Here is a 12896-nt window from a genome sequence, read left to right as displayed (position 1 = left end):
ATGCGACGGCGGCCGGTCAACCGTGCACGGGCACGGTGCGGCCGGCGGCGGCGAGCGCGCAGACGTCGCCGCCGGCGGCCTGCACCTCGCGGACCCACCCGGGCAGCCGCTCGGCCGGCATCGGGTGGCCGAGCAGCCAGCCCTGCACCAGGTCACACCCGGCCTCGCGCACCATCCGCAGGTGTTCGGGGGTCTCGACCCCCTCCGCGACCGACCGGATGTCCAGTGTCCGGGTGAGGCCGACGATCGCGGCGAGCACCGCCCCGGTATCGCCGGGCGCGGCCCGCTCCGCCGCGGCGAGCAGCGAGCGATCGATCTTGAGGGTGCTGATGGGGAGCGCGAACAGCTGGGCCAGCGACGACCAGCCGGTGCCGAAGTCGTCGATCGCGACCCGGACGCCGAAGCTGCGCAGCACCGAGAGCTGGTCCTCGGCGCGGGTCGGGTCCTCGGCCACGCTGGTCTCGGTGAGCTCCAGCACGAGCTGGTCAGGCGGCAGCCCCGAGTGCTGAAGGGCGACGCGCACGTCGCGCACCAGGGTCTCGGTGGAGAAGTGCCGGGCGCTGATGTTCACCGACATGCGCAGGTTCAGGCCCTGCGCCGCCCACTCCGCGGCCTTGCGGGTGGTCTCCCGCAGCAGCCAGCGGGTGATGGGGATGATCTGGCCGGTCTCCTCCGCCACCGAGAGGAAGGTGTCGGGTGACAGCAGCCCCCGCTCGGGGTGCTGCCAGCGCACCAGCGCCTCCACCCCGTCGACCGCCCCGGTGTCCAGGCGGATGATCGGCTGGTAGTGGACGACCAGTTGGTCGATGGCGTCACCGCGCAGGCGCGTGGCGACCTCCAGCCGCCAGCGGGCCGCCTCCCGCAACGCGGGGGAGAACAGGTGCACCCGGTCCCGGCCCGAGCTCTTCGCCGCGAACATCGCCGCATCGGCGTCGCTGAGCAGGTGGTGGGCGTCCCGCACCTCGGGCCGGGCCACCGCCACCCCGATGCTGGCGCTCAGCGGCACGGAGATGTCGCCGGTCGTGAAGGGCCGGGTGAACGCCGTCTGCAGGCGGAACGCCAGCGCGGCGGCCTCGGACGAGTCGCACCCGTGGGCGAGGACGACGAACTGGTCGCCGCCCAGCCGGGCCACCGCGTCGCCGGGTCGGATCTGCTCGGACAGCCGGCCGGCGACCAGCCGCAGCAGCTCGTCACCGACCTGGTGCCCCAGCGAGTCGTTCACCGTCTTGAAGCCGTCCAGATCGAGCACCAGCAGGGCGACGCCGGTGATCCCGTCGTCGGCGAGCGCCTGCCCCGTGAGGTCGAGCAGCCGCGACCGGTTGGGCAGGCCGGTGAGGTCGTCGTGCCGGACCTTCCAGACCAGCTCCTCCCGGGCCCGGACCTGGTCGGTGACGTCGGTGTGCGTGATGACGACCCGGCCCTCGCCGTCGACCCGGGAGGCCTGAAGGTGGAACCAGCCCGTGCCCTGGCGGGTCGGGCAGGAGTACTCCAGCCGGAGGGTGCCGTCGCCGGAGGGCTCCGTCCCCGCGAGGAGCGCCCGCAGCCCGGTGGCCAGCGTGGCGTGCGCCTGCGGTGCCAGCCCTCGCGCCATGACCATCAGGTAGTCCTCGCCGGCCCGGCCCGGCCACGCGACGTCGGGCAGCGACTCGGCGGCGCGGGCCCAGGCCGCGTTCATCGACACGATCCGCCCGTCGGGGCCGACCAGGACGGTGGGGGAGGGCAGCGCCTCCAGCACCGCGGTGAACCCGCGGAGCGCGGCGTCACGATGCTCGTCGCTGCGGTGGCGCAGGTCGATGTCGCGGAGGAGCACCGCCGCGCCGGCCGGATCGGGGAAGACCCGCACCTCGTACCAGCGGGCCAGGGGCTCGTAGAAGAACCGGAACTCCCGTGGCCGGCCGTCGTCGAGCACCCGGCGGTACTCCTTCTCGGCCACCGATCCGCGCAGGCCCGGGAACGCGTCGCGCGCGTCGAGGCCGAGCAGCTCGTCGGCAGGGTGCCCGAGCAGCCGCTCGGCCGCCGCGTTGAGATAGGTGAAGCATCCGTGGCGGTCCAGCCGGTAGACCGCGTCGGGCACGCCGCTCAACGGGTCGGGCCCGCCCTGCGAGGGCTGGTCCTCACCTGGTTGCACGCTGCCCGCTCTCGTCCACTGGTTCGTCCGGTCCGCTTCCGCGGACTCCCTGGGGCACGGACCCCGCGTTCGACGGGGAGCACGTGGGCCGTCCCCGAGAGTAATAGCCCGGAGCCGTCCTCAGGGGACCGCGATGCAGGACCGCGCGACGATCTCGGCGGCCGGGGTGCCCGCCGGCAGCGTCCCGAGGACGCCGCCACCGTCCCCGCCCAGGCGGGAGGCGCAGAAGGCGTCGGCCACCGGCGCCGGGGCGTGCCGCAGCAGCAGCGAGCCCTGCAGGCAGAGGGCGAGCAGCCCGGCGACGCGCCGGGCGCGGAACGGCAGCCCGTCGCGGTCGCCGAGCTCGGCGGACAGCTGTTTCACCGCGTCGTCGTACCGCCGGTCCACGCCCCGCGCCAGCTCGAGCTCGGCGGTGACGGCGGCCAGCGACTCCGCGGAGCGGTCCAGGGCCCGCAGGACGTCGAGGGCGATCACGTTGCCCGAGCCCTCCCAGATGGAGTTCAGCGGAGCCTGCCGGTAGAGCCGGGGCAGGCCGGAGTCCTCGACGTAGCCGTTGCCACCCAGCACCTCCATCGCCTCGGCCACGATCCCCGGGGCGCGCTTGCAGACCCAGTACTTGGCGGCGGCCCCCGCGAGACGGAGGAACGCCTCCTCCCCGGCGTCGACGGCCGCGGCGAGCCGGACCCCGAGGGCGGTGGCCGCCTCGCTCTCGACGGCCAGGTCGGCCAGCACGTTGCGCATGAGCGGCTGGTCGGCGAGCCGGGCGCCGAAGGCCTGCCGGTGCCGCGCGTGGTGCAGCGCCTGGGTCGTGGCCGCGCGCACCGTGGCCGCCGAGCCCAGCACGCAGTCCAGGCGGGTCATGTTGACCATCTCGATGATGGCCGGGACGCCGCGGCCGGGCTCCCCCACCAGCCAGCCGGTCGTCCCGTCGAACTCCACCTCGCTGGACGCGTTCGAACGGTCACCCAGCTTGTCCTTGAGCCGCTGCAGGGCGACGACGTTCCGGGTGCCGTCGGGCAGGACCCGGGGCACGGCGAAGCAGGAGACGCCCTCGTCGAGGCGCGCCAGCACGAGGAACAGGTCGCTCATCGGCGCCGAGGTGAACCACTTGTGCCCGGTGAGCCGGTAGGAGCCGTCCGGCTGCGGCACGGCCCGGGTGGCGTTGGCCCGCACGTCCGAGCCGCCCTGCTTCTCGGTCATGCCCATGCCGGCCACCAGGCCGCGCTTGCCCGTGGGTTCGGCGAGGCCGAACTGGTACGCGCGGGCGGTGAGCCCGGGCTCGTACCGGGCGGCGAGCTCCGGGGCACGACGCAGCGCCGGGACGACGGCGTAGGTCATGGTGACCGGGCAGCCGTGGCCCATCTCCACCTGCGTCCAGCCGAGGTAGCCGACCGCGCGCCGCACGTGCGGGTGCGCCCCGGTGGAGGCCCAGGGAGCGCCCCCGAGCCCGTGCTCCATCGCCGTCCGCATCAGCTCGTGCCAGGCGGGGTGGAACTCGACCTCGTCGATCCGGTGGCCGTAGCGGTCGTGCGTGCGCAGTCTCGGCGGGTTCTCGTTGGCCAGCCGGCCCCACTCCTGCGCCTGCTCGCTGCCCGCGAGCCGGCCGAGTTCCCGGAGCGAGTCCAGCGTCGCCGCGTCGGCGTGCCGCAGGCAGGCCTCGGCGAGCACGGCGTCGCCGGCGATCGGGTCGTGCCCGGCCAGCGGCGGGACCTGGTTGGTGACCTCGTGGGTGACGGTCATGACCGCACCGTACGTGGTCGCGATCACACCGTCGCCCTCCGGACGACGGTGTGATCGGCTGCCGTTCCCGGCCGCCGACGAACCCACCCGTCAGGCCGGCGGGCCGCCGAGCAGCAGTTCGCGGAGCAGGTGCATCGCCACCGTGACGGACCGGTTCCGCACAGCCGCCCGCGAGCCCGGCAGCGCCAGCGCCCGCGCCAGCGCGCCGTCGGGGCCGACCACGCACACGTGCACGGTGCCCACGGGCTTGTCCGCCGTCCCGCCGCCGGGCCCGGCGATCCCGGTGATCCCGACGCCGACGTCGGCGCCGAACCGGCCCCGGGCGCCATCGGCCAGCGCGCGGGCCACCTCGGGGCTCACCGCGCCGTGCGCGGCGAGCAGCTCGGGCGGGACGCCGACCAGCTCCTCCTTCGCGCTGTTCGCGTACGCCACCACCCCGCCCAGCACCGCGGCCGACGAGCCGGGCCGCTCGGTGAGCCGCGCCGCCAGCAGCCCCGCGGTGCAGGACTCCGCGGTGGCGACGGTCAGCCCCCGCTCGACGAGGGCGGCGGCGACGAGCTCGTCGAGGGTGGGACCGGCGGAGAAGAGCGTGTCGGCGTAGCGCTGCCCGAGCGCCGCGACGAGGCGGTCGTACGCCGGCTGCGCGCTCCCGGGGAACCGGGTGACGATCTCCAGCTCCCCCTCCCGCAGGCAGGTGGTGATCTCCAGGTCGCCGAGGCCGGGCTCGAGTTCCCGGAGCGTCGCGGCCAGCTGGGCCTCGAGGGTGCCCCACAACCGCAGCGTCTCCTGCCGCAGCTCCACCGCACCGGCCAGCACCGCCCGCACCGGCGCCGCGGCCGTCGCGGCCGGCCACATGCCGCGCAGCTCCCCCGGTGGCCCGGGCAGCACGACCACCGGAGGGCCGCTGCGCCCGTCCGCCGGCGGCACCACCAGCCCGGGGGCGGTGCCGATCGGTTCCAGCACGGTGGCGCCGTCGGGCACCGTGGCCTGCTTCCGGACGCCGGCCGCCGTCGACTCCCGGTCGGCCCGCCAGCCGCGGCGGGCCATCAGCCGCTCGACGATCGCCGCGACCCGCTGTTCGAGCGCCTCGTCCACCCTGGTGACACGCCCCTGGAAATCCGCGACCACCTGGGCGGTGAGGTCGTCGGCGGTGGGCCCGAGCCCGCCGGTGGTGATCAGCAGGTCGGTGCCGGTCCCGGCCAGGAAGGACAGGGCGGCCCGCAGGTCGTCGGGGCGGTCGCCGACCACCACCACGTGCCCGACGTCGGCGCCGAGCTGCCGCAGCTGCTCGGCCAGCCAGGGGCCGTTGCGATCGGCGACCCGCCCGGTGAGGACCTCGGTACCGGTGACGACGATGCCGGCGCGCGTGACCACGGCACCGACCCTAGGCGGGCGAGCCGCACCCGGCAGTCGAGGGTGCGCCCCTCCGGGTGCCTTCCCCGGCCCCGCCCGCCCGCGCCGCTAGCGTGCGGGCCGAACCACTGCACCGACCGGCGACCCGCCGGACCCGTCAGGAGGCACCGTGAGCACGCCGTCCGAGGACCACCCGCCCGCCGGGAGCACCGGCCCGGCGCAGTCGTCGACGCAGGAGATCCCGGTGGTCGCCCCGGCCGCCACGAGGACGACCGTGCAGCAGCTCCCGCCGCCGTCCGCCCCCGCGCACCGGCCGGCTGCCACGGCGGCCCCGGCCGGGACCCCGGCCCCCGCGCCGGCGGACCCGCCGCCGGCCCCGCAGGCGACCGGACCGGTCGGCTTCGTGCCGGGCCCGCCCGGTGCCGGCTCCCCTCCGCCGGCCCCCGCGACCGCACCGGGCCCGACGGCGACCTGGCCGGAGAGCCCCGGGACCGGCGCCACGGCACCCGGGAACACCGCCGAGCCGGAACCCCGGGCCCCGCGGGACCGGACCGCGCTCGCCGGCGCCGGCCTGGTGCTGCTGTCCCTGGTCCTGCTGCAACTGGGTCTGGTGCCGCCCTTCGGGGGCGAGTCGGCCTGGTCGGCCGTCCCGCTGTGGTCGTCGTTCGCCACGCTCTGCGTCGCCCTGGGTCTGGGCGCCGTCGCCCGCCTGCTGCCCGGCGGCCGGCGGCCGGCGGCGCGGACCGGCCGGCGGGTCGCCGTCGGCGGGCTGACCGGTCTGGCGGTCTTCTGGGTACTCGTCGTGCTGCCCGGCGCCGCCACCGACCGGGGCTTCCTCCTCACCGCCGCGCTCGGCGCCCTGGGGGGCGCGCTCCGGCTGACCACCGACCGGGACGGCTGACCGTTCCGGCGGCCCCGGTCAGCGGGTCGGGGAGGTCGTCGTCCCGGTCGTGGTGGGCGCGGCCGAGGTGGTCGGTCCGGGGGTGCCGGTGGGCGTCGGGGCCGGTTCGGACGGCGAGGGCTCCGTCCCGGTCTCCGTGGGCGTCGCGTCCGGCGATCCGGAGATCGGCGTCGCCGGGAGCGTGGTGGGCGGCGCCTCGGAGGTGACGACCGGGGCGGGAGGATCGTCGACCGCGGCCGGTTCCGGAGCGGGGGCCGGGCGGTCGACGGCCGCGCCCGTGACGGCCGGAGCCCGCACGATCCGGCTCTGCGCGGCGACGGCGTAGCGGACGACCACCTGGTCACCGGCCCGCAGCGGCCGGCCCGCGGGGTCGATCCCGGTGACCCGGTCGGGGACGACGTCGTCGCGCACCTCCGCCCGGACGGTCACCGTGAGGCCCAGCGCCGCCAGCCGCTCCGCGACCTCGGCCACCGGGAGGCCCACGTGGTCGGCCTCGGTGAGCACGATGCTGCCGCTCGTGCGCTGGTCGGCCGCGACCACCGTCGGGGCGGGCGGTTCCTGGGTGAGCGACTGCAGCAGCGCCGCGGTGATGCCCGCACCGGCCAGGAGGCCCATCAGCGGCAGCAGCACCATCGCGAGCCGTCCCCGTCGCCGTGCGGCCGGTGGGCGGGTCACCCCCGGCTGGGTGGGCGGCCCCGGCGGGCGGGCCGCCGCCCCGTCCGCGTGACCGCGGCGCGGCCGGACCGCCGGGCTCGAGACCGTGCCGGCCAGCGGCTGCCGACCGGCCCGCACCTCCGCGACGGCGACGACGAACCCGGCGCCGTCGGGGATGCGGGCCGCCGGATCCTTGTGCAGCGCCGCCCCGATCAGCGTCCGCACGCCGGGCGGCAGGCCGGCCGGCAGCGGATCGGGATCCTGCTGCAGCTGCTTGAGCGCGATCGTGACCGCGTTGTCGCCCTCGAACGCCGGGTGGCCGGCGAGGCACTCGTAGCCGATGAGGCCCAGGGCGTAGACGTCGCTGGCGGGGGTGGCGTGCCGGCCCTCCGCCTGCTCCGGGGAGAGGTACTGGGGGGTGCCGATCACCTGGCCGGTGCGGGTGAGCGCCACGCTGCGCGCCGACCAGGCGATGCCGAAGTCGGTGATCTTCACGCCCCCGTCGGGGCGGACGAGGATGTTGCCGGGCTTCACGTCCCGGTGGACCATCCCGAACCGGTGGGCCTCGGCCAGCGCGGCGGCGGTCTGGTGCAGGACCGACAGGGTCGTCTCGGTGCCGAGCGCCCCCTCCCGGCGCAGGAGGGCCGACAGCGGCTCGCCCTCGACCAGTTCCATGACCAGGTAGGCGAGGGTCTCGCCGGAGCCGTCCTGCGCGCGCTCCTCGCCGTAGTCGAAGACGGCGGCGATGTTCGGGTGGTTGAGCGCGGCGGCGTGCTGGGCCTCGGCGCGGAACCGCGCCACGAAGGTGGGATCGCCGGTGTACTCGCTGCGCAGGACCTTCACGGCGACCGGGCGGTGCAGGGCGAGGTCGGCCCCGCGCCACACCTGGCCCATCCCGCCGGCGGCGATCAGCTGGTGCAGCTCGTAGCGGTTCCCCAGGCACCGGCGTCCTGGTTCGACCACGGGGGTCACTCCTCGTCTGTCCGGCCCGTGCGCTCGAGCCGTCCGCTCACCGTCGCCGGGCGTGCACAGCACCCGGCGTCCCTCTGTCCACTCCTGCCCCAGCATGAACATGATGGGGCGGCTCATGGTCCCCGACCGGGGAACCGGTCCCGAACCCGGGCGGCGTGTCGGGCCCCGCACCCGGCGCGCCGACCCCGCCGCGTAGGCGGAGGGCCACGGGAGCGCCCGGTCACCGACCCGCGCCCCGCCTCCACCGGTCGCCGGCCCGCGCGCCGGCGGGACCGCCGTCCTCTGCCGCGGGGACCGCACCAGCTCGGCCCACCCCCGTGACAAGGTGACCGGCGACATGGTCCGCTCAGCGCGGCCCACCGACGAGCCGGAAGGCGGAGCGACGATGTCCGACACCGTGACCAGGGAGGACGCCGGCGGCGTCGCCACCCTCAGCCTGCTCCGTCCCGGGCTGACGTCAGCCGCCCGCCGCGACCTCCTCGCCACGGTGCAGGAGGTCGCCGCCGACGAGTCCGTGCGGGCGGTCGTCCTGACCGGGACCGGACGGGCCTTCTGCGTCGGCCAGGACCTCGGCGAGCACCTGCAGAAGCTGCAGGGCGAGGGCGAGCCGCCGCTGTCGGTGGTGGAGCGCGAGTACAACCCGCTGGTCCTGGCGCTCGCCGCGCTGCGGGTGCCCGTCGTGGTCGGCATCAACGGCGCCTGCGCCGGAGCCGGGCTGGGCCTCGCGCTGGGCGGCGACCTCCGGGTGGCGGCCGCCGGCGCCAAGTTCACGACGGCGTTCACCGGCATCGGCCTGTCCAGCGACTCGGCGCTGGCCGCGCGCCTGGTGCACAGCGTCGGCGGGTCCCGCGCCGCGCAGCTGCTGCTGATGCCCGAGCCGTTCCTCGCCGAGACCGCCGCCGAGTGGGGGCTGGTGCACCGCGTGGTGGCACCCGAGGAGGTCCTCGCCGAGGCGCAGGCGCTCGCCACGCGGCTGGCGGCGGGCCCCACGGCCGCCTACCGGGCGGTGAAGACGGTGCTGGCCACCGCGGCCACCGACTCCCTGGAGCAGACCCTGGCGCTCGAGGCCCGGCTGCAGGCCGAGGTCGGGCGGACCGCCGACCACCACGAGGCGGTCGAGGCCTTCCTCGCCAAGCGCGCGCCCCGGTTCACCGGCCGCTGAGCAGGCCGGCCGCGCGCCACGCCGTCCGCGTCGACGAGGAGGTCCGGTGTCCGATCCGCCCAGCGAGCCCGCCAGGAGCGCCCCGGCCGACGCGGCCACGGACCGGCCGCCCCGTCGGCCACCACCGCGACCGGGGTGGCGTCCCGCGCCGCCGCCTCCCGTCGCCCCGGCGGGTCCGGCGGGCCGGCCGGGCACCCTGCGGGCCTCGACGTGGCTGTGGCTGGGCAGCGTTGCCGCCGGCGTCGTCGGCTTGGTCTCCGCGGTCGTCAACGCCGGAGCGATCCGGGCCCGCGTGTCCGACGCCGCGCTGGCGACCGACCCGGCGCTGGCGCCCGGGGTCCTCGACGCCGGGGTGACCGCGACGATCGACGCCGTCCTCGGCACCTCCGGAGCCCTGGTCGTCGTGGCCGCCGTGTCCCTGGTGCTCGTGCGACGGCCCACGCCCGGGATGCGGTGGGTCCTCACGGTCGCCGGCGTGCTGACGCTGGCCCTGCTGCCCCTGGTGCTGAGCCTGGTCGCCGGAGGGAGCGTCGTCGACGAGGTGGCCTTCCTGGCGCAGGCCGGTCTGGTGGCGGCCGCCCTGGTGACGCTCTGGCTCCGCCCGTCACGGAGCTGGCTGGGCCGGCCCGGTTCCTGAGCCCGGCGCGCCGTCGGGCGCCGCCAGGATCGACTCGCAGCACCGGACCAGCGCCTCGCAGGCGTCCACCGTGGCCCTCGTCGCCCGGGGGTCGTCCGCCCGCTCCCGCCACCGGTCGAGGGCGGCCGTCGCGGCGGAGCGCACCTGGTCGGCCGGAGCGTCCGCCGCGAGCCCCAGCCGCTCGGCCGGCGCGGGTCCGTCCGCACCGAGCAGCCGTTCGGCCTCCGCCCGGAGGCCCGCCGGGAACGGCCCGTCGACCGCGCGGGAACGGGCCAGCAGCTCCAGTTCGGCGAGCTCCTGGGAGCCGACCTGGATGCGCTCGAGGTGCGCGGCCAGCCCTCCGGCCGCGGGGAGCGGCCGCTGCCGCAGCAGCCGCGCGACCAGGCGCACGGCCGTCGCCGCCCGGAGCGCGGCGCTGCGGCGCACGAAGTGCACGGCCAGCAGCCGCTGCAGCTCCGCCAGCCCGCTGCGGCGGACCAGCTGGTCGCCCAGCGCACCGGCGTCGGGGACGCCCGTGCGGATCAGCGCCACCGCCAGCCGGATGCCGAAGAGGCCCAGGCGCTCGAGGAGTGCGACCCGCAGCTCGCGGGAGACGGGGACGGGCGCCTCGGCGCGGCAGAACCGGTCGGCGGTCAGCAGCATCGCGTCGAGGGCGGCCCGGTCGGCCGTGGCGAGGCTGTGCAGGGTCACGAAGTCGCGGTGGCGCAGCATCCGGCCGGCCAGGCCCACCAGGCCGGCCACCGGGACGACCGCCTGGCTCAGCGCCCGCACGGCGGGATCCTCGGACATGCGCCGGGCCACCCGCTGCGCGGCGAGCAGCGCATCGACCCGCCCGGCCCCCACCTCGTCGGCCCGCGACAGCACGGTGATCGTCGTGGTGTGCACACCGGTGGCGCCGGTCGCCTCCTGGAACCGGGCGAGGAAGTCGAGGTCCTCGGGCTGCATCTGGCGGGTGAGGAAGACGACCGCGTCGGCGCCGGGCAGCTCCTCCTCGTCGAGCAGCGCCCAGGCGCGGGCGCTGTTGCCGACGTCCAGCGACGAGATGCCCGGGGTGTCGAGCAGCGTCGCCGCGGCCAGCCCCCCCGTGGGCCAGTCGACGACCAGCCGGTCGACCTCCTCGGCCGGCGTGCCCGCGAGGTCCAGCTGCAGCGCTCCCTCGACCCGCCGCACCGGGAGGACCCGCGGGGCGCCGTCGACCGGGTGCAACGCGACCCGGGGCACGGCACCGTGGCGGTACCAGGTCACCACGCGGGTGCACTCCCCCGCGTCGGTCGGCGCCAGCCGTTCACCCACGAGCGCGTTGAGCAACGTGGACTTCCCGGCCTTGACCCGGCCGACCAGGGCGATCCGCAACGGCTCGTCCAGGCGCCGGCGCTGGGCCGACAGCGCCGCGACGGCGTCCGGCTCGTCGCGGTAGACCTCGATGGCGTCGTCGAGCAGCACGCGGACGTCGTCGACGATGCCCGGAGCGGCCGGCGCGGACTCCACCGGAGCGGTCACGACAGGGCCGCCGGCGCCGCCTCCAGCCGGGCGACCTCCGTGCCGAAGCGGTCCAGCAGGTCCAGCTGGGCGCGCACCGACCGCATCCGGCCGGTGCGCTCGGCCGCGGCCGCCTTCGTCGAGCGCTGCGCTGCGGAGACCGCGTCGGCGAGCGTGCGCGACAGCTCGTCGACGGTGTCGGTGATCAGGTCCCGCAGGGTCCGCTGCACCAGGCGCAGGCGGTCCTTGAGCTGCTTGCCGATCTGGAAGACGACCTCGTCGAGGTGCCGCCGGACGATCACCTTGGCCTCGCTCTGCCGCCGCTGCCGCCGGGCCGCCTTGTCGTCCTGGTAGGCCTTCCGGCCGAGGACGACGCCGACGGCCAGGGAGAGCGGGTTGATGACGGCCAGCCCGGCCAGGCTGGTGACCAGGCCGGTCATCAGCACGCCGGTGTACGAGCCGCGCAGGCCGATCAGCAGTCGCTCGCGCACCGGCAGGTAGCCGTCGTCGATCCCGCCGACGTCGACGAGCGCGCCCAGCGCCTCCCTCGCGGTGCCGATGTCCAGGTCGGGCGCGGCGACGCCGCCGTCCCGGGCGAACTGCTCGACCACGCACTCGGCCAGGTACTCGGACCGCTGACCGGCCCACACGTAGCTGTCGGTCACGGCCGCGGCGAGCCGCTCGTCGAGCCACTCGGTGAACTCCGCCCAGATCGGGCCCGGGTCCCGGGCGTCGATCGCCTCCTCGGCCTCCCGGATGATCACCCGCGATCGGTCCCGGAGGTCGTAGTCGATGTCGGCCATCAGATCGGTGACCCCGTCGCTGAGCATCTGCTGCCAGCGCGACGACCGGCGACGCAGCTCCTCCACGCGGGTGCGCGCCTGGTCGAGCTCCGCCACGAGGGCGGCGTTGCCCGCGGGATCCTCCAGCGCCGTCAGCTCGGCGCGCAGCGACAGGGTCAGCTGCTCGGTCACCGAGGTGAGGTCGTGGACCGTCGCCCGCTGCCGCAGCGCCCCGGCGCGTTCCAGCACCTCCCGGCGCAGGTGGTCGGCCAGCGGCGCCAGCCCCGACTCCGCGTGCAGCTCGGCGTCCTTGTGCTGCACCGCGAGGACCCCGAGCGAGGCCGAGACCGGGAACAGCGGCGCCTCGATCCTCTCCCGCTGGAGGTGTCCCCGGTCCAGCTCGACGATCGACCGCCAGGACGGGCAGACGTCGGTCTTGGTCACCGCGAAGACGACGGTGGGGCACAGCGCCACGGCCTGGCGGATGAAGGCCATCTCCGGGCCGGTGTACTCCTGCGAGGCGTCGGACACCACGATCACCGCGTGGGCGCTGGGCAGCAGCTCCACCGTCTGCAGCGAGTGCCCCGTCCCGATGCCGCCGACCCCCGCCGTGTCGACCAGCTCCAGGCCGCCGGACAGGAACCGGCGGGGCAGCTCGACCTCGGCGCGGACCAGCTGCCGGCCGTCGTCGCCGTCGGCCGCGCCACGTGTCGTGCGGGCCGTGAGCGACTCGATCGGCACGGGGGTCCGCTCGAGCGTCGCCTCGGCCGGTGACGGGGCCCTGCCGTCGGGCCCGGCGGCGGCGTGCACCAGCGCGGCCCGCGGGGAGTCCCCCTCCCGGATCACGGTGGGGACGACGGTCGCGACGTCGTCGGCCACCGGGCACACCGGCGCGCCCACCAGGGCGTTGACGAGCTGGCTCTTGCCCTGCTTCGGCTCCCCGACGACCAGCACCCGGACGCTCGGCGCCTGGACGCGGTCCCGGGCGAGGGTCAGCCGCCGGTGCAGGTCGGACCGCCCGGCGGCCTCCGCGAGAGTGCGTGCGCGGTCGATCAGCTCGAGCGGCGTAGCCACGGTGCCCCCTCCGA

Annotated in this window: 9 protein-coding genes; 3 read left to right on the top strand and 6 right to left on the bottom strand. The window is 76.6% G+C overall.

Features of this window, described 5'->3' with window-relative positions; translation table 11 throughout:
• Positions 1–16 precede the first annotated feature (16 nt).
• From ABDB74_RS00310 to ABDB74_RS00300, 3 genes are all read right to left on the bottom strand, one after another.
• Positions 17–2128 (bottom strand): EAL domain-containing protein, encoded by a 2112-nt coding sequence (locus ABDB74_RS00310; protein WP_346620895.1) that lies wholly within the window; start codon positions 2126–2128, stop codon positions 17–19.
• Between the two features lie 120 nt (positions 2129–2248).
• Positions 2249–3868 (bottom strand): acyl-CoA dehydrogenase family protein, encoded by a 1620-nt coding sequence (locus tag ABDB74_RS00305; RefSeq protein ID WP_346620894.1) that lies wholly within the window; start codon positions 3866–3868, stop codon positions 2249–2251.
• Positions 3869–3958: 90 nt separating this feature from the next.
• Complete coding sequence (locus ABDB74_RS00300; protein WP_346620892.1) at positions 3959–5242, bottom strand: competence/damage-inducible protein A; 1284 nt, start codon at positions 5240–5242, stop codon at positions 3959–3961.
• Positions 5243–5390: 148 nt separating this feature from the next.
• Here ABDB74_RS00300 and ABDB74_RS00295 point away from each other — a divergent pair, with 148 nt between their 5' ends.
• Complete coding sequence (locus ABDB74_RS00295) at positions 5391–6122, top strand: hypothetical protein (RefSeq protein ID WP_346620890.1); 732 nt, start codon at positions 5391–5393, stop codon at positions 6120–6122.
• A gap of 18 nt (positions 6123–6140) precedes the next feature.
• On the opposite strand, the gene ABDB74_RS00290 is transcribed toward ABDB74_RS00295, so the two are convergent.
• On the bottom strand, positions 6141–7739 hold the full coding sequence (locus tag ABDB74_RS00290) for a protein kinase domain-containing protein (protein ID WP_346620889.1): 1599 nt from the start codon (positions 7737–7739) through the stop codon (positions 6141–6143).
• Between the two features lie 394 nt (positions 7740–8133).
• Between ABDB74_RS00290 and ABDB74_RS00285 the strand changes: the two genes are divergently transcribed.
• Positions 8134–8910: an enoyl-CoA hydratase-related protein gene (locus ABDB74_RS00285; RefSeq protein WP_346620888.1), complete on the top strand. Its 777-nt coding sequence runs from the start codon at positions 8134–8136 to the stop codon at positions 8908–8910.
• A gap of 46 nt (positions 8911–8956) precedes the next feature.
• Complete coding sequence (locus ABDB74_RS00280) at positions 8957–9547, top strand: hypothetical protein (RefSeq protein WP_346620887.1); 591 nt, start codon at positions 8957–8959, stop codon at positions 9545–9547.
• On the opposite strand, the gene ABDB74_RS00275 is transcribed toward ABDB74_RS00280, so the two are convergent.
• Both ABDB74_RS00275 and ABDB74_RS00270 read right to left on the bottom strand, forming a co-directional pair.
• Positions 9515–11047 carry a dynamin family protein gene (locus ABDB74_RS00275; RefSeq protein WP_346620886.1) on the bottom strand — a complete coding sequence of 511 codons (1533 nt, stop codon included), beginning with the start codon at positions 11045–11047 and terminating at the stop codon, positions 9515–9517. The genes ABDB74_RS00280 and ABDB74_RS00275 overlap by 33 nt on opposite strands.
• Positions 11044–12882: a dynamin family protein gene (locus ABDB74_RS00270; RefSeq protein WP_346620885.1), complete on the bottom strand. Its 1839-nt coding sequence runs from the start codon at positions 12880–12882 to the stop codon at positions 11044–11046. Before ABDB74_RS00270 ends, ABDB74_RS00275 begins: the two co-directional genes overlap by 4 nt.
• Positions 12883–12896 lie beyond the last annotated feature (14 nt).

Source organism: Blastococcus sp. HT6-4, from assembly GCF_039679125.1.
GTDB classification, from domain to species: Bacteria; Actinomycetota; Actinomycetes; order Mycobacteriales; family Geodermatophilaceae; genus Blastococcus; species Blastococcus montanus.
The sequence above is the reverse complement of the archived record's forward strand: the minus strand, read 5'-3'. Positions and strand labels throughout refer to the sequence as shown.

Coding starts and splice junctions, on each gene's coding strand:
- ABDB74_RS00305 (WP_346620894.1), bottom strand. CDS start 3,868: ATGACCGTCACCCACGAGGTCACCAACCAGGTCCCGCCGCTGGCCGGG.
- ABDB74_RS00285 (WP_346620888.1), top strand. CDS start 8,134: ATGTCCGACACCGTGACCAGGGAGGACGCCGGCGGCGTCGCCACCCTC.